Raw genomic sequence first — 17,199 nt, 5'->3', positions numbered from 1 at the left:
CCTTAACAGCGGTAAGAGAGTAAAATTGTGAGTAATAATTTATCTAACAAACCTGTTACCCCAACTCGCGAGATGCTTGAAATTCTCGAAGAGTGGGCTGCGCCAGATGTAAGTGCGTCAAAAAAAGCAGCCGTTGTTGGTAAAACAAACTTTTTGGGTGTACCTATTGCTGAATTGTATAAAGCAAAACCGCAATTGATTGAGCCTGAAGAAGAGGAAGTGCCGCAATTAACCGCAGCTGAGATAGACGAGATTCGTCAACAAGCTTATGAAGAAGGCTTTACCGAAGGCAAACAAGCGGGTTTTGATAAAGGCCATGAAGAAGGTTTAGAGCAAGGTAAGCAAGAAGGTTTAGAACTAGGACATAAAGACGGGTTTGAAGCCGGCCAACAAGAAGGTCAAGAAGACATTCAGCAGCAAATTGCTCGTTGGGAGTCATTGCTAACACAGCTATATGATCCAATTACCCGTGTAGAAAAAGCCACAGAACAGCAATTATTAAACTTGTCGGTGATGCTAGCGGAATCAGTATTAAGAACAGAAATTAAAGGGAATAAAGAAAGCCTGTTAGCGGCTCTATTAGAGTCTGTAGCGGCGCTGCCATTTAATACAGAGTTTGCTGAAATTCATATGCACCCGGATGATCTACTATTAGTGCAAGAACAATACTCAGAATCTGATTTAGCAGAGCAAAAATGGATTTTGAAACCAGAAGCGCACTTTAACCTAGGTGACGTAATTGTAGCGACGCCAAATTCCCTAATTGACCGCACAGTTGAACAGCGTATTAAGCAAACTCTACATGACTTCATAATTGATGCGAACTTAACGACAGAAACAAACTCAGGTCCTGCTATTGGTGACTTGCCAGAAACTGCCACTCCAGAAACTGCCACTCTGGAAACGACGGATAACCTAGCACCAACTGAAAACCCAGAACAATCTGCGACTGCAGAGTCAGACCCGGTAAATACTTCAAGCGACGTCATTGGAAACACTACCTCAAATGACGAGCCATCATAATGTCGTCTTTAACAGAATCAATTTTAAAAGCCCAACGGCTGGTAAAAGACGCAACGCCAGAAGTGTCCGGAAGACTTACAAAAGTTAATGGCCTTACTTTAGAGGCGGTAGGCGTTTCTGTACCTTTAGGTGGTCACTGTCGAATTCAAACCTTGAACGGTGAAGTAGACGCTGAAGTTGTTGGTTTTGAAAACGATAAAATATTTTTAATGCCCACGGATCAAGTTGACGGTATTGTGCCTCGAGGTCGTGTTACTACGTCTAGTCGTGGTCAGAAATTACCACTTTCTCTAGAGCTTCTAGGACGAGTTATTGACCCTTCGGGAACACCGCTAGATGGTTTAGGTCCGATAGAGGCCGATCCAGGTGCAACTCACAAAACTAAACCAATAAACCCACTATCAAGACGACCAATAAAATCCTCTATAGACGTTGGTGTTAAAGCAATTAACGGTATCTTGACCGTTGGACAAGGGCAGCGAATGGGCCTGTTTGCCGGCTCAGGTGTTGGTAAGTCAGTTTTACTTGGCATGATGACCAAAGGTACTACCGCAGATGTAGTAGTGGTTGGTCTAATAGGCGAACGTGGCCGAGAAGTAAAAGAATTTATCGATGAAATACTTGGTGAAGAAGGGCGTCAAAGAGCGGTAGTGGTTGCTGCACCTGCTGATATGGCGCCTATTAGAAGATTAAAAGGTTGCGAAACGGCAACACAGGTCGCGGAGTATTTTCGTGACCAAGGTTTAAATGTACTGTTGTTAATAGACTCCATCACCCGTTATGCTCAAGCTCAACGAGAAATCGCGTTAGCAATTGGAGAGCCACCGGCGACTAAAGGTTACCCTGCATCAGTATTTGCAAAGCTTCCAGCATTGGTAGAGCGTGCCGGTAACGGTGGAGAAGGACAAGGTTCAATAACGGCTTTCTATACGGTTTTATCAGAAGGTGACGACCTACAAGATCCAATTGCAGATGCATCTCGTGCAATACTTGATGGTCACATTGTACTATCACGAGACCTAGCTGACGCTGGGCACTATCCTGCTATTGATGTAACTAAATCCATCAGTCGAGTTATGCCTCAAGTAACGTCTCAGCAACATATGCAAATGGCGCTTAAGTTTAAAAAGTATCTTTCAGCTTACGAACAAAACAAAGACTTAATATCGATTGGTGCTTATGCGTCAGGTAGCAATCCGGTAGTAGATAAAGCGATTCAACTTAAGCCGGTAATAGACGCTTACCTACAACAAACTATGTCAGAAATTTACCCTTACGATCAGTCGTTAATGCAGTTACAAGCGTTAACAAATGAAATGCCATAAAAGGTAAGTACTGATGAAAGAAGACAACCAATTACACATACTAAAAAAAATAGAGACTGACAAAGAGCAGCAAGCTATTACGGCTATGCAATCGGCGCAGTCTTATTTGCAAGCCAATCAGGCTAAGTTAAAAGAAGTACAATCCTACAAACTCGATTACTTAAAAAAAATGCAAAGTCGTGGGGTAAACGGTATTGGCGGTGCAAGTTACCAGCATTATCAACGTTTTATTGTGCAGCTCGACCAAGGCATTGCAGCTCAAATGAACGTCGTTGATATCGCCAAGCAAGTACTTGAGCAACGAAAACAAGAGTGGTTTGTACAAAAAAACAAAGTAAAAGCCGTAGATACTTTACTTACTCAAAAAGCTAAGGCTAGGCAACAACGAATAGACAAGTATGAACAAAATCAGTCAGATGAGTTCGCGTCTCAGCAATATATTCGTCGTCAGATGGCAAATAAAATGGCTATTAATAGCTAAACTTACACGCCATTAAAACTTAAATTCGAAAAACTTCTAACTTTTAACTTTTAACTTAAAAATTCAAGTTGGAACGATCCTTGAATATTACCCTTATATCGAGCGGCAATAAACATCATTTTTGATGCCGAAATTGGGTTAGGAGTAATCATGCTACAACAACACAGAATCTTACCAGAGCCTTTACCTACAAAGTCTGTAGAGAAAGAGGTTAGTGTTAGGAAAAGCCAGTATGAGTCGGAAAACAGTAATTACCGACGTGACTTTGATACCACATTGGCGGCAAACAATAGGCGGCAAGAACAGCGTCGAAATGACGATGTTGCGTCGCAGCAAAGAGCAGATTACGACCGCCAATTAGAGCAAAAACAATTACAACGAACTCAGAACGAGCGCCAAACACCAGCAAGGCAGTCTCAATCCGCCGATGGTAATCGCACACAACTTGACGACACTCGACAGGCAACAACTCAAGACAGACCTGCTAAAGAGCACGTTAATAATGCAGATAGAAAGGAACTCGAATCTTCTGTTAAGTCGTTAAAAGAAAATGAATTATCCGAACCAGTTTTGAAAGAGTTGACGGATAAATACTCTGGTGCCGAATTACTTCAAAAGGTAAGAGAGCTTTTAGCTAGCTTAAGTGATTCGAGTAGTGACGCTGATTCATCAGACGTTATTGAGGCTGTAGATGAGTTTGCATCGTTGTTGACCAGCTCTCTTAAGAGTGCTGATGCTAATGAATTGAATTCGCTGTTATCTAATATTAAAAATGAATTTCCAGAGAGTGTTATCGATGACTTTAAAGTTAAGTTGTCATCGCTGTTAGAACAATTATCTAACTTAGAAATCGGTGTTGAAAACACCATGAACGAAAACAGCGCTGCAAGCACTGACGGTTCCGAGTTACTAGAAGATTTAGGAGACTTATTAAAGTCGTTGCTGTTGCCAGATAGCTCAGTTGGTAATGAGAACAAAAATAACCTGAACAGTTCAGATACAGACTCGTCGCAGGGCACTAAAGATCTAGATACCAAAAAATTAGACTGGCTTAACGGATTGCTGAATCAAAATAGTAACAATCAAGCAACTGATAGTGATATCAAAAACGCACAACACACTCAAGGTGAGACCGAAGTAGACTTAACGTCCTCTATTGTGAGTTCGCCAGAATCAAACAAGGTTGCATCGGAAGCTTCAAGCAATGCCCAATCTCTGGCCGTCGACTTTAAAAACAGCGACTCAAATAAAGACACAAGTTCTTACTTGCAAATGGAACTGTCTAGGCTGGCACAAACTCAAGCAGAGCTTAACTCTAAAAGTGCAGTAGGTACTAATAGTGCTAGTGCAGAGGCGTTTTCAAAAGTTAATAGTGAGCTAACTAAGTTAATTAATATAAACAACCCCGTTAAGTTAAATATTAACAATGTTATTAACTCAAACCTTGTGGGTTCAACAAACAATGAGAGTGCCAATACAAGCGAGTTTAAATTGGACACCGGCTCAGTAAAAGTCGCAACGGAACTAGAAATGTTAAACAAGTTAAGTTTCGATAAGTCTAATTTGTTTAATCAATTGGACTCAGGCAATTTAACTCAATTGTCTAGTCAGGTTATTTCAGATGGAAAACCTAGAGCTGAAGTGGTTGATATACTTGGTGTCCAGTTAGATAAGACGCTACAAGCACCTAAGCTTGAAAACATTGCGCAAGCAAAAAGCGAGTTGATGATAAAAGAAAACATCTTATTTAATAAGCAAGAGTTAGCGTCAAATATTCAACAACAAGTTGGTTTAATGATGGCTAGAAACATGAAATCCATCGACATAAGACTTGATCCGCCAGAGCTTGGTAGCATGCAAATCAAACTCCATTTGGGTGCCGAAAATGCGTCAGTTAGTTTTGTGGTTGCAAGTCAGCAGGCTAAAGATGCGCTTGAGGGGAGTATTCCAAAGTTACGAGAGCTACTCGAACAGCAAGGTTTACAACTGGCTGATAGCAACGTTAAAAAAGACAACTCAAGTGGGCAGAACAACGCCAATGGCGACGAACAGTCCGACTCAAATGGATTGGTGAGTGCTAACTCAAATGACAACAATGAACTGTCAGAAGATGAACACAATGACCCGTCGTTAGGGACCAATTATAATGTTAAGTCCCCGTGGCAGGTTGATTATTACGCCTAGAATTATTCGCTGAGCATGGTTTAAGCTTTAAAGTGATGGTATTTAACACAATAGGTGCGGTTTATTTATTCAGTTAAACAAACTGCAACCATATTGTTTGCCAAAACTAGCGATCGACAATAACATGTATAGGTCTTTATATAATTCAGTTGGAGCTAAAAATGGCAGACGAAAATGAAGAGTTAACACTCGAAGAAGAAGGTGGTAAAGGCGGTAATAAAATGATGATTATTATCATTGCTGTCGTTGTTATTGTAGTAGGTGCAGCCGCAGCATTTTTCTTGTTGAGTGGTGACGATGCGCCTGTTGATGAAACCGCAACCGAACAATCTGAAGGTGAAGGCGAAGCTAAAGCCAATGAACCTGTTGAAGTTGGAACGGCAAAGTATGTCACTATGCCACGCCCATTTACGTTTAATGTCCCAGGTACCTCGCGCGATAGATTGGTTCAAATCAAGGTGCAATTGATGGTTCGTGGTGACAATAATGAAGAGTTAGCTCAGAAACATATCCCATTGATAGAAGGTGCTTTATTAAAAGCATTTAGTACAGGTAATGCTGATGCATTAGCAACTTCTGCAGGAAAAGACGCATTAAAGTTAAAAGCGGCACAAGAAGTGCAGAAGTCTGTTATTGATGTTGCTGGATCTAAAATTGTAGAAGAAGTGTTATTTACAGGTTTTGTAATGCAATAGCATTAGAACCAAATAAACATAAGAGAAAAATATGACTGATTTACTGTCACAAGACGAAATTGATGCGCTACTCCATGGTGTCGATGACGTTGAAGAAGAAGAGATAGACGAAGGCGGTGGCGGTGGTCACGGCATGTCTGACTATGACTTTTCTTCGCAGGATAGAATTGTTCGTGGTCGTATGCCAACCCTTGAGTTGGTTAATGAACGTTTTGCCCGACACATGAGGATCAGTCTATTTAATATGATGCGCCGCACAGCTGAAGTGTCAATTAATGGCGTTCAGATGATTAAGTTTGGTGAATATATACATTCGTTATTCGTTCCTACTAGTCTTAACATGGTTCGTTTTCGTCCATTAAAAGGCACCGGCTTAATTACGATGGAAGCTCGTCTTGTTTTTATCTTAGTTGATAACTTCTTTGGTGGTGATGGCCGATATCACGCAAAAATTGAAGGACGAGAATTTACACCAACGGAACGACGCATTATTCAAATGTTATTAAAGTTAATATTTGAAGACTATAAAGAAGCATGGTCACCGGTTATGGATGTCTCTTTTGAATATTTAGACTCAGAAGTAAACCCGGCAATGGCAAATATTGTTTCGCCAACTGAAGTTATTGTAATTAGCTCATTCCATATTGAATTGGATGGCGGTGGCGGTGATTTCCATGTCGCACTTCCATACTCGATGCTGGAACCTATTCGTGAGTTACTTGATGCCGGTGTTCAAAGTGATAGAGAAGATACTGATTACCGTTGGAGTAAAGCGCTACGTGATGAAATTATGGATGTTTACGTAGACTTGCATACGCAACTTTTAGAAATGAATTTACCATTACATCAGGTAATGGACTTAAAAGATGGCGACATTATTCCGATTGAAATGCCAGAGCATATCACTGTATTTATTGAAGAGTTACCAACGTATAGAGCAAAACTAGGCCGATGCAGAGACAATGTTGCATTGCAGATTTCAGAAAAAATTAAGCGTCCAGAGTCAGCTAAATCAGAGATGAATGTATTGACTAAAGGCGGTCGTCGTTTAGACGATGATTCAGAATTACTCGCACTTGAAGATGACTTAGAGCTTTGAGTGTTACCCAATTAAACAAAGGTAAGTGTTATGAGTGAAGATCAAGATACAATGGACGAGTGGGCAGCAGCCCTAGCCGAAGCCGAAGATGGTGGCGACGTTCAACCGGCAGAACTCGATGAGTTAACCGACACAGGTGGTTCTTTAAACGAAGAAGAGTCAGGTAAGCTAGAGACGATTCTTGATATCCCAGTTAATATCTCTATGGAAGTAGGCCGAAGTAAAATTAGTATTCGTAACTTACTACAGCTAAACCAAGGCTCGGTTGTTGAGTTAGACCGTGTTGCTGGTGAGCCTTTAGACGTATTAGTTAACGGAACATTAATTGCCCATGGCGAAGTAGTGGTGGTTAATGATAAGTTTGGTATTCGTTTAACAGATGTGATCAGCCAAATTGAAAGAATTAAAAAGCTTCGTTAAAAAAATAGTAGCAGGTGGACTTTTGTTTAGCCCACTTGCTATCTCTGCTGTAGAGCCTGGTGCCAAAGTAACGAGCACAGTAGCTTCGAATCCTAATTTGAGCTCTCCTACCGATGGCGCGTTATTACCAATGTTAATGGCGTTAATTGCCATAGTTGTGGTGATTTATGTAACGGCTTGGGTTGCTAAAAAGTTCAACCTTACGCCACATCAAAGTAATCATATGAAAACGATTACAAGCTTATCATTAGGTGGCAGAGAAAGAATTGTCATTATAGAAATCCAACAGCAACAATATGCAATTGGTGTTACTCCACACAGTGTTAATACGTTATTTAAATTAGATGAAAACATAACTCCGAGTAGTTTTTCGGTGCCTAATAATAAATTACTTAACAAACTAACCGAATTGCTGAACAATGAGCTTCCAAAGACTAAAAAAAATTAATTATATAAAGGACCTGTAGAGTCTATGAAAGTCTTCTTCTCTTTTCTTACTGTACTACTTTTAGTATTTACGCCAGATGTCCTAGCTGATGGTGGTGTTATTTCAGCCGTTACAGTAACGGATAATCCTGATGGCAGTAAAGAATACAGCATAACATTGCAAGTACTGGCGATGATGACTGCGTTAAGCTTCATTCCTGCCATTGTCATGTTAATGACGTCTTTCACGCGAATTATAGTAGTACTCGCTATCCTTCGCCAAGCGCTTGGTTTACAACAAACACCAAATAGCCAATTACTTGTTGGCATGTCTTTGTTTTTAAGCTTTTTTATTATGGCTCCGGTATTTGAAGAGGTTCATGCAAACGCAGTAAAACCTTATTTGAATGAAGAGATTACCTCTTTACAAGCTTACGATATTGCAAAAGTTCCGATGCGTGAGTTTATGCTGGCGCAAACCCGTATTTCAGATTTAGAAACATTTGCAGAAATAGCCGGTTATACGCAAGTTGATAGCCCGGATGACCTACCATTGACCGTTATAATTCCTTCTTTTGTAACATCAGAGTTAAAAACAGCGTTTCAAATTGGTTTTATGTTCTTCATCCCATTCTTAATAATAGATTTAGTGGTAGCGTCAGTATTGATGGCCATGGGTATGATGATGCTATCACCTATGATTGTTTCATTACCGTTTAAGCTCATGATGTTTGTATTAGTTGACGGCTGGACCTTAGTAATGGGTACGTTAGCAAAAAGTTTTGGACTTGGAACCTAGGAGAACGCCATGACACCTGAAGTATTTGTCGATATTCTCAGAGACGCGCTTTGGCTTATCATTATATTAGTCGCAATTATGGTTGTTCCCGGATTAATCGTGGGTTTGATTGTTGCGGTGTTCCAAGCTGCAACCTCGATTAATGAACAAACGCTTAGCTTTTTACCGCGCTTAATCGTAACGTTATTAGCGTTAATGATTGCAGGTCACTGGATAACGGGAATGATCATGGATTTTACTAAAGACTTAATTGAACGTATTCCATCGATCATAGGCTAGGTCAGTAAAATGGACGCATTATTGCAACAAATCATGCAATACCAGGCAGACCTTCTTCTGCCTTTTGCGCGTATCTCAGCAATGATGATGATTATGATTGCGATAGGCGGTAAAACCATACCTGGACCAATCAAATCAGCTTATGCAGTCGCGTTTACTATTATGGTAATGCCAGTATTACCCCCATCAACATTTACCAATTTATTTTCCTTTGAAATGGCTATTCGTGTGTTCCAACAAATAATGATTGGTAGCGCCATTGGTTTTGTTTCAGTTATCTTTTTACAAGTGTTTGTGGTTGCAGGCCAAGCTATTGCGATGCAGTCTGGTTTGGGTTTTGCCTCAATGGTCGATCCAACAAACGGATTAAGCGTACCAGCGGTTGGTCAGTTTTATTTAATACTTTCAACACTCATGTTTTGGTCTATCGACGGCCATTTAGCGATGATGCAAATGGTGGTAAAGAGTTTTTATGTATTACCTATTACTGACGTTTGGTTTTCGACAGGAAAGTTTTATGACTTGGTGTTGTTTGGCGGTTGGATGTTCGCAGCGGCATTAGTCCTTGCGCTTGCTCCTCTTGTGGCTATGTTAGTGATCAATTTGAGTTTTGGAATTATGACTCGAGCAGCGCCGCAACTAAATATATTCTCCATCGGCTTTCCGTTTACCATGATGTCGGGTTTAATCGTCATGTGGTTAACAATGGAAAACTTTGTTTTTCACTTTGATAAAAACTGGCAACGTTCCATCGAAATGATGTGCACGATGATTGGTTGTTAGGTAGCGAAAAATGGCAGAAGATTCCGATCAAGAAAAAACAGAAGAACCAACGGCCAAGCGTCTCGAAGACGCCCGAAAAAAAGGCCAGATAGCGCGTTCTAAAGAGTTGGGGACTACAGGAGTCTTGGTTGCTAGCGCATCAGCTATGTTAATGTTTGGCGCCAGTTTAGGAAAAAAGCTTATTGAAGTGATGGGTAATCAGTTTGCACTTGATAGGGACGATGCCTTTGATCCCACAAAAATGTTTAGCGTGTTTGGTGAAGTGTTAACTCACGTTGCTGGACCACTTGCGGGTATTTTTGGTGTTATTTTAGTTGCAGCTTTTGTTTCAAATAGTTTATTGGGCGGTATTAATTTTAGTTGGGAAGCCATGGCTCCCAAATTTTCCAAAATGTCGCCTTTAAAGGGCTTTAAAAGGATGTTCGGCACGCAAGCTGTAGTTGAGCTTATCAAATCCATTTTAAAAGTAGCAGTAGTGGCTACCGTTGCTATTTTACTAATCGACGTATTCTTAGTAGATATTCTTTACTTAAGTTTAGAAGACTTGCCTGGCAATACTTATGATGCAACCGAATTGCTGGCCTGGATATTTTTAGGGTTATGCTGCTCTACCATTGTTATTTCTTTAGTTGATGTACCGTTTCAAAAATGGAATCACAACAAACAGCTTAAAATGAGCAAGCAAGAAATCAAAGACGAGTATAAAAGTACTGAAGGTAACCCTGAGATTAAAGGCCGTATAAGGCAAGCCCAAAGAGAAGTTTCACAACGTAGAATGATGTCCGAAGTTCCCACTGCGGATGTGGTAGTTACCAACCCAACTCATTACTCTGTGGCAATAAAATACGACACTGAAAAATCTAACGCGCCGTTTGTAGTAGCCAAAGGTGCCGATCTCATTGCAATGCACATTCGTAAAATCGCTAAAGAACGTGAAGTGCCTATGATCGAAACTCCAATGTTAACTCGCTCTATATATTACACTACAGATATTAATCAAGAAGTCCCAGAACAATTGTTTATAGCGGTGGCCCAAGTGCTTGCCTACGTCTATCAATTAGACATGTACGAACAAGGTAAAGGGACAAAACCAAAACCCGTTGATCAAAACCCTGATATCCCACCAGAATTGCGTTATTAACACGCAGTCATTTTGTTGACATAAAATTTGGCCTGAACATTGCTGAAAGCACTATAACTTAGGTGTTTTTTGGTTGTTGTGATGGAATTAACTGCAAAGTTTAATCAGCTTTTTAATAAAGAAAATACTAAATTTATTAATGGTTTAGGTGCCCCGATATTTATATTGGCGGCGTTGGCTATGGTAATATTACCGCTACCAGCTTTGATGCTGGATATTCTCTTTTCTTTTAATATTGCACTAGCGTTAGTTATTCTACTCGTAACCGTTTACACATTAAAACCGCTAGATTTTGGCGCTTTCCCTTCAGTTATTCTAATTGCAACCGTTTTAAGACTAGCTCTAAATGTCGCCTCAACGCGTGTGGTGCTGTTAGAAGGCCATCAGGGTGGTGATGCCGCAGGTAAAGTTATTGAAGCCTTTGGTAGTGTTGTTATTGGCGGTAACTATGCGGTTGGTCTAGTTGTATTCGCAATACTGGTTATCATTAACTTTGTGGTTGTTACCAAAGGTGCTGGTCGTATTTCGGAAGTAACGGCTCGTTTTACACTTGATGCGATGCCAGGTAAGCAAATGGCGATCGATGCTGATTTAAATGCTGGCTTTATTACGCCAGAGCAAGCTAAAGCAAGACGTGAAGAAATTGGTAAAGAAGCCGATTTTTACGGTTCGATGGATGGTGCTTCAAAATTTGTTAAAGGTGATGCGATAGCGGGCATCATCATTCTATTTATTAATATTATTGGTGGCTTATTTATTGGCATGATTCAACATGACTTGCTATTTGGAGAGGCTGTTGAAATCTATACAATTCTTACTATTGGTGATGGTCTAGTTGCACAAATACCAGGTCTTTTGCTCTCTATCGGTACTGCTATCGTCGTTACCCGTCAAAATACTGACCAAGAAATGGGTCAACAATTCTCAACTCAGCTTGGTACTGAAAAAGTACTTTACGTTGCTGGTGGTGTCCTATTTTCAATGGGCTTAGTACCTGGTATGCCTCACTTAACGTTCTTAGCGTTTGGCGCTATGCTAATTGGCACTGCTTATATGGTAAACAAACGCACTACAGAAGCTGCTGTAGCAGCAGAAAAAGCAGAGTCGGAAGCACCATTAGAGTCACCTCATGAAGCCGCAGAAAATAAAGATGTCAGCTGGGATGATGTTAATCACGTTGACACGATAGGATTAGAAGTTGGTTATCGCTTGATTCCTCTAGTGGATAAAGGTCAAGGCGGTGAATTGCTATCAAGAATTAAAGGGGTTCGTCGTAAACTCAGTCAAGAGTTTGGCTTTTTAGTACCTGCTGTCCATATTCGTGACAATTTAGATTTAGACCCAAATGTTTATCGAATTACATTGATGGGCGTAACCATAGGTGAAGCTGAAATTAGACATGATAGAGATTTAGCCATTAACCCAGGGCAGGTATTTGGAAAAGTTGAAGGCATAGAAACGGTAGATCCTGCGTTTGGTTTAGAGGCGGTTTGGATAGAAAATAGCAATAGAGATAAAGCTCAAAGTTTAGGTTACACCGTTGTAGATGCCGCTACTGTTGTGGCAACGCACATTAGTCAGTTGTTAACCAATAATGCTGCGCAGTTACTGGGCCACGAAGAGACTCAGAACTTACTTGAAATGATTCAAAAGAACTACCCAAAACTGGTCGATGGCCTAGTACCAGAAATGTTGTCACTTTCTGTTCTGACAAAAGTATTACAGAACTTATTAAGTGAGAACGTAACTATTCGCGATATGCGTTCAATTATTCAAACCCTTGTTGAGTATGCACCTAAAAGCCAAGATCCTGATGTTTTAACCGCCGCCTGTCGAATTTCACTACGTCGATTTATCGTCCAAGATATCGCTGGTTCAACTAATGAAATACCTGTCATAACCTTGGCGCCTGAGTTGGAACAGATGTTGCAACAGTCCCTGCAGTCAGCCGGAAATGAAGGTGCTGGCATAGAGCCTGGCTTAGCTGAACGAATTCAAACTTCTTTAGCTGAAGCACACAGGAATCTGGAATTATCAGGTGAGCCGTCAATATTATTGACCTCTGGAATGTTGCGAAGCGTGTTATCTCGTTTTGTTAAACATAGCTTACCAGGCATGGTTATCTTGTCTTATCAAGAAATACCGGAAGAAAAACAAATTAAGATTGTCAGTTCAGTTGGTTAGAGCTGTTTGACGGAGGTTTAAAGTGAAAATTAAGCGTTATTTTGCAAAAGATATGAGAACGGCACTAACTCAAGTTAAAGAAGAGTTAGGTCCAGAAGCTGTAATTATGTCCAATAAAAAAACAGCGACAGGTGTAGAAATTGTTGCAGCAATTGACGCTGATGCGCAGCCTCAACCTAAATCACCAGCTTTAGCTCAAAATACGCCAGTAGCAAACTCTGCTTCTGCACCTAATGCACATCAGTTTGATGGTCCAAATGCAGAAGGGGCTGCAAAGATAGCAAGCTCACTTGAAGAGTTGCTCAAGCGCCAAAGAGCCGACTCAGCTGGCACACCTTCAAATACTTACCAGCCAAACTCTGTGCCGCAAGTTGCGGCTGCTAATAATGATTTATCTAACCAACAAAAATCTGAATTGGCAACACAAGCACTTTCACAACAAGCCGAGTCAGAATTTGAGCAGTGGCTAAACCGTGCTCGCAACACAGTGCAAGACCAGTCTGAGCAAATAAATACTAACCAAGTAGCGCCTGTAGCTGCGCCGCAAAATAACGTAAGTCAAATTAACGAACAACCAAATAACATATCGGGCCACAATGTAATTCAAGGTCAGTTTGACAAGCAAATGTCGGACTTAAAAGATGAAATGAATTCCATTAAAGAGCTGCTAAAGCATCAAGTTTCTGAACTAATGTTACAAGACGCTAATCGTAAATCTCCAGTTAAAGCAATGTTAGTTAAAAAGTTAAATAACATGGGCCTATCGTCAAATGTTGCTGAACATTTATCTCATTTTATTAGCGATGACCTAGAAGCTCAGCAGGCTTGGCCAAAAATGCTTGAGCTATTAACTGAGCAGTTAAATACAACCGATAATGAAATTATTAAACGTGGCGGCGTGTATTCATTAGTTGGTCCTACAGGCGTTGGTAAAACGACTACAATTGCAAAGTTAGCAGCACGTTTTGCGCAAATCCATGGTGCCGATAAAGTGGGTCTGATTACCACTGATAGTTTTAGGATTGGTGCATTAGAGCAATTGGGTACTTATGCAAAAATACTCGGCTGTCCACTTAAGCAAGCAAAAAATACTGAAGAACTTTCAGAAGCGATCTACCAATTACGAGATAAAAAGCTATTGTTAATAGATACAGCAGGAATGAGCCAAAGAGACATTAAATTGACGGAACGTTTGAATCATTTATTAACAAAATCAAGAGTAAATATTAAAAATTACTTAGTGCTTTCAGCAACATCTCAAATGAGTGTTTTACACGAAAGTGTTCAACATTTTAAAACAATTCCACTGTCGGGCTGTATCTTTACTAAAATAGATGAGTCTTTGAGTTTAGGTGAGTTAATTAGTGTTGCAATTCATAATCGACTACCAATTGGCTATTTAACCAACGGTCAACGCGTACCAGAGGACATAAGGGTTGCAAATGGACAGAAAATTGTGCAAAAAGCTAATCAGCTATATGAACTTAAAGAAAAAGTTTCTAATAAAAATAATAAGGTAGTGCCAAAAGCAGTGGGCATGTATGATTAATATTACTTCTGATCAAGCTAGCGGTTTACGAAATATGTCGATGGCGAAAAAAACAAAAGTTATTGCAGTAACAGGTGGAAAGGGCGGAGTTGGAAAAACCAGCGTATCGCTAAATACTGCAATTGCTTTGGCGCAAACAGGACTTAACGTTCTTGTGCTTGATGCTGACCTCGGGTTAGCGAATTGCGATGTTATGCTTGGGCTTCGCGTCCATAAAAATCTCTCACATGTATTATCAGGTGAGGCCGAATTAGACGATATTTTAGTCGAAGGCCCATCGGGTATAAAAATTGTCCCTGCAACATCAGGCTCAATCGATATGGTTGAGCTTTCTGCCGCCCAGCACGCTGGTTTAATTAGGGCTTTCAGCGAAATGAAAACGCCGGTTGATGTATTTATTGTCGATACCGCCGCCGGAATATCAGATATGGTGCTATCCTTCTCAAGAGCTTCTCACGAAGTTCTTTGCGTTGTGTGTGATGAACCAACTTCAATTACAGATGCTTATGCACTTATTAAGATATTGAATCGTGATCATGGCGTAGCGAAATTCAAAGTTGTTGCTAATATGGTAAGAACGATGAAGGAAGGGCGGGATTTATTCAAAAAATTGACTATGGTTACAGACAGGTTTTTAGATGTAACGTTGGAACTAACCGCCATTATTCCCTTTGATGATAACTTGCGTAAAGCGGTTCGTCGTCAAAAGGCTATTGTAGATGCGTTTCCCCGTTCACCTTCAGCGGTGGCATTTAAAACGTTGGCAGCAAAAATTAATAAATGGCCAACACCATCACATGCGTCTGGTAATTTAGAGTTTTTTTTAGAGCAACTGGTCAACTAAGAGGTTTCTGTTGAACAATAAAGTAGCGACCGCCTACGAAGCTCAACAAACATTGTCGAATGTTGTGGAAAAACATTCAGTTTTGGTAAAAAGGATTGCTCACCATTTAGCAGCTCGGCTGCCCGATAGTGTTTTAGTTGATGATTTAATTCAGGCTGGCATGATAGGACTTATTGAAGCATCTAAGAACTTTGATCACAGCAAAGGAGCGAGCTTCGAAACTTATGCGGGTATCCGTATACGTGGGTCTATGTTAGATGAGATGAGGCGTGGAGATTGGACTCCTAGGTCTGTTCATCGAAACTCAAGAATGGTTGCAGAAAAAATATCTCAACTAGAGTCTGCCTTAGGCCGAGACGTTAAAGACGTTGAAGTTGCAGAATCCTTAAATGTTTCAATCGACCAATATCATCAGATGCTGAAAGAAGCAACAAATGGCAAGGTGTTGGGTTTAGAAGACTTGGGTGTAACGGAAGATGTTATAGCCCCAGCAAGTGAAAGTGGTAAAGATTTAACTTATGGTGGGGTAGAAAAAAGCTCATTTAACAAGAGCCTATCAAGTACTATAAAAACCTTACCAGAAAGAGAAGCAATGATTTTGTCACTTTATTACGATGATGAGCTAAATTTAAGAGAGATAGGCGAAATTCTCAATGTTAGTGAGTCTAGAGTGAGTCAAATTCATAGCCAAGCACTTGTTCGATTAAAGTCAAGATTAAAAGATTGGTTGATTTAACTTGTATATTGCCAATTTTTATTAATAATAATTACTGTAAATTAATAATTTACCTCACTGGAGGATGCTTTGGATAAGAATATGAAAATTCTGGTTGTTGATGACTTTTCAACAATGAGAAGAATCATCAAGAACCTTCTTCGTGACTTAGGGTTTACTAATGTCTCAGAAGCAGATGATGGCAGCACAGCGTTGCCAATGTTACAAAATGGTGATTTTGATTTTGTAGTAACAGACTGGAATATGCCAGGAATGCAGGGAATCGATCTGCTTAGAGAAATTCGTAAAGACGATAAACTCAAGCATATGCCTGTAATGATGGTAACTGCCGAAGCTAAAAAAGAGCAGATTGTAGCGGCGGCCCAAGCCGGTGTGAATGGATATATTGTTAAGCCATTTACTGCAGCTACATTGAAAGGCAAGCTGGATAAAATCTTCGAACGATTAGAATAATCTGATAAGGGGTCGCTATGTCTGAAGAGACTAACCCGCAGATTTCGTTGGAAGACGCAAAAGCCCTCGTTGAGGCGCTTGAGGCTGGAGACAATGCATCTGCTAACATGATATTACGCGAAGTTACGAGTAAGGAACATGGTGAGCTTTTTGGTGAAGTAGGAAAGCTAACTAGGCAATTACACGACTCTCTAAGCAACTTTCAACTAGACCCTAAGATTGCAAATTTAGCGTCAGATGATATCCCAGATGCAAAAGAGCGTCTAAACTATGTTATGAAAGTAACAGAAGACGCAGCAAATAAAACAATGGACGCCATAGACACAGGGCTTCCACTGACAGATAAAATCAATAGTGATATTGTTAAGCTGAAACCCGAATGGGACAAGCTAATGCAACGTCAGATTGAATTAGGCGAGTTTAAGTCACTTTGCTATTCCATAAATGAGTTTATGGAAAGTGCGGAGACGGATAGCGCAAAAATTCATGCGATTATGACAGAAATTTTGTTAGCTCAAGACTTTCAAGATTTAACTGGGCAGGTTATCAAACGAGTTATAGAGCTTGTTAAAGAAGTTGAAGAAAGCCTGATTCACTTATTAACTGTTTTTGGTGAACCTAACCAAAATACAGCTAATGAAGCGAAGAAACCAGTCGATAACAATGGGGCAGAGGGACCGATTATTGATGCAGAGACTCGCGAAGATGCAGTTTCTAATCAAGATGAAGTTGATGACCTATTGTCTAGTTTAGGCTTTTAAATTAGGGGAGATGCCGA

General features: G+C 40.3%; 18 protein-coding genes. All 18 read left to right on the top strand.

Annotation, left to right across the window (positions count from 1 at the left end):
• Window positions 1-27 precede the first annotated feature (27 nt).
• The 18 genes from fliH to ABD009_RS03495 all read left to right on the top strand — a co-directional run bounded on the left by fliH (window position 28) and on the right by ABD009_RS03495 (window position 17,182).
• A complete protein-coding gene (gene fliH / locus ABD009_RS03580) occupies window positions 28-1,023 on the top strand; it encodes a flagellar assembly protein FliH (RefSeq protein WP_343822741.1) in 996 nt (331 codons plus the stop codon).
• On the top strand, window positions 1,023-2,348 hold the full coding sequence (gene fliI / locus ABD009_RS03575) for a flagellar protein export ATPase FliI (protein ID WP_155695409.1): 1,326 nt from the start codon (window positions 1,023-1,025) through the stop codon (window positions 2,346-2,348). The genes fliH and fliI overlap by 1 nt, the downstream gene beginning before the upstream one ends.
• Before the next feature lie 13 nt (window positions 2,349-2,361).
• A complete protein-coding gene (gene fliJ, locus ABD009_RS03570) occupies window positions 2,362-2,829 on the top strand; it encodes a flagellar export protein FliJ (RefSeq protein WP_343822738.1) in 468 nt (155 codons plus the stop codon).
• A gap of 150 nt (window positions 2,830-2,979) precedes the next feature.
• On the top strand, window positions 2,980-5,013 hold the full coding sequence (locus tag ABD009_RS03565) for a flagellar hook-length control protein FliK (RefSeq protein ID WP_343822736.1): 2,034 nt from the start codon (window positions 2,980-2,982) through the stop codon (window positions 5,011-5,013).
• Window positions 5,014-5,174: 161 nt separating this feature from the next.
• Window positions 5,175-5,708 (top strand): flagellar basal body-associated protein FliL, encoded by a 534-nt coding sequence (gene fliL, locus ABD009_RS03560; protein ID WP_155695406.1) that lies wholly within the window; start codon window positions 5,175-5,177, stop codon window positions 5,706-5,708.
• Window positions 5,709-5,739: 31 nt separating this feature from the next.
• Window positions 5,740-6,807 carry a flagellar motor switch protein FliM gene (gene fliM / locus ABD009_RS03555; RefSeq protein WP_155695405.1) on the top strand — a complete coding sequence of 356 codons (1,068 nt, stop codon included), beginning with the start codon at window positions 5,740-5,742 and terminating at the stop codon, window positions 6,805-6,807.
• Between the two features lie 30 nt (window positions 6,808-6,837).
• Entirely contained in the window at window positions 6,838-7,227 is a 390-nt protein-coding gene (gene fliN / locus ABD009_RS03550) for a flagellar motor switch protein FliN (protein ID WP_343822733.1), read from the top strand.
• A 22-nt stretch (window positions 7,228-7,249) separates the two neighbouring features.
• The gene (gene fliO, locus ABD009_RS03545) at window positions 7,250-7,675 is read left to right on the top strand and encodes a flagellar biosynthetic protein FliO (RefSeq protein WP_343822731.1); all 426 of its coding nucleotides are present in this window, start codon (window positions 7,250-7,252) and stop codon (window positions 7,673-7,675) included.
• 24 nt (window positions 7,676-7,699) lie between these two features.
• On the top strand, window positions 7,700-8,452 hold the full coding sequence (gene fliP / locus ABD009_RS03540) for a flagellar type III secretion system pore protein FliP (protein ID WP_343822730.1): 753 nt from the start codon (window positions 7,700-7,702) through the stop codon (window positions 8,450-8,452).
• 9 nt (window positions 8,453-8,461) lie between these two features.
• Entirely contained in the window at window positions 8,462-8,731 is a 270-nt protein-coding gene (gene fliQ, locus ABD009_RS03535; RefSeq protein ID WP_155695402.1) for a flagellar biosynthesis protein FliQ, read from the top strand.
• A gap of 9 nt (window positions 8,732-8,740) precedes the next feature.
• Complete coding sequence (gene fliR, locus ABD009_RS03530) at window positions 8,741-9,514, top strand: flagellar biosynthetic protein FliR (protein ID WP_155695401.1); 774 nt, start codon at window positions 8,741-8,743, stop codon at window positions 9,512-9,514.
• 10 nt (window positions 9,515-9,524) lie between these two features.
• Entirely contained in the window at window positions 9,525-10,655 is a 1,131-nt protein-coding gene (gene flhB, locus ABD009_RS03525) for a flagellar biosynthesis protein FlhB (RefSeq protein WP_155695400.1), read from the top strand.
• An 81-nt stretch (window positions 10,656-10,736) separates the two neighbouring features.
• The gene (flhA, locus tag ABD009_RS03520; RefSeq protein WP_343822726.1) at window positions 10,737-12,839 is read left to right on the top strand and encodes a flagellar biosynthesis protein FlhA; all 2,103 of its coding nucleotides are present in this window, start codon (window positions 10,737-10,739) and stop codon (window positions 12,837-12,839) included.
• A 22-nt stretch (window positions 12,840-12,861) separates the two neighbouring features.
• Window positions 12,862-14,388, top strand: coding sequence for a flagellar biosynthesis GTPase FlhF (gene flhF, locus ABD009_RS03515; RefSeq protein ID WP_343822723.1), 1,527 nt, complete (start codon window positions 12,862-12,864; stop codon window positions 14,386-14,388).
• On the top strand, window positions 14,381-15,232 hold the full coding sequence (locus ABD009_RS03510; protein ID WP_343822721.1) for a MinD/ParA family protein: 852 nt from the start codon (window positions 14,381-14,383) through the stop codon (window positions 15,230-15,232). Before flhF ends, ABD009_RS03510 begins: the two co-directional genes overlap by 8 nt.
• A gap of 10 nt (window positions 15,233-15,242) precedes the next feature.
• The gene (locus ABD009_RS03505) at window positions 15,243-15,968 is read left to right on the top strand and encodes an RNA polymerase sigma factor FliA (protein WP_155695397.1); all 726 of its coding nucleotides are present in this window, start codon (window positions 15,243-15,245) and stop codon (window positions 15,966-15,968) included.
• A gap of 69 nt (window positions 15,969-16,037) precedes the next feature.
• On the top strand, window positions 16,038-16,421 hold the full coding sequence (cheY, locus tag ABD009_RS03500; RefSeq protein ID WP_155695396.1) for a chemotaxis response regulator CheY: 384 nt from the start codon (window positions 16,038-16,040) through the stop codon (window positions 16,419-16,421).
• A 17-nt stretch (window positions 16,422-16,438) separates the two neighbouring features.
• Window positions 16,439-17,182 carry a protein phosphatase CheZ gene (locus ABD009_RS03495; RefSeq protein ID WP_155695395.1) on the top strand — a complete coding sequence of 248 codons (744 nt, stop codon included), beginning with the start codon at window positions 16,439-16,441 and terminating at the stop codon, window positions 17,180-17,182.
• Window positions 17,183-17,199 lie beyond the last annotated feature (17 nt).

It is taken from the genome of Psychrosphaera haliotis (genome assembly GCF_039523615.1).
GTDB classification, from domain to species: Bacteria; Pseudomonadota; Gammaproteobacteria; order Enterobacterales; family Alteromonadaceae; genus Psychrosphaera; species Psychrosphaera haliotis.
The sequence above is the reverse complement of the archived record's forward strand: the minus strand, read 5'-3'. Positions and strand labels throughout refer to the sequence as shown.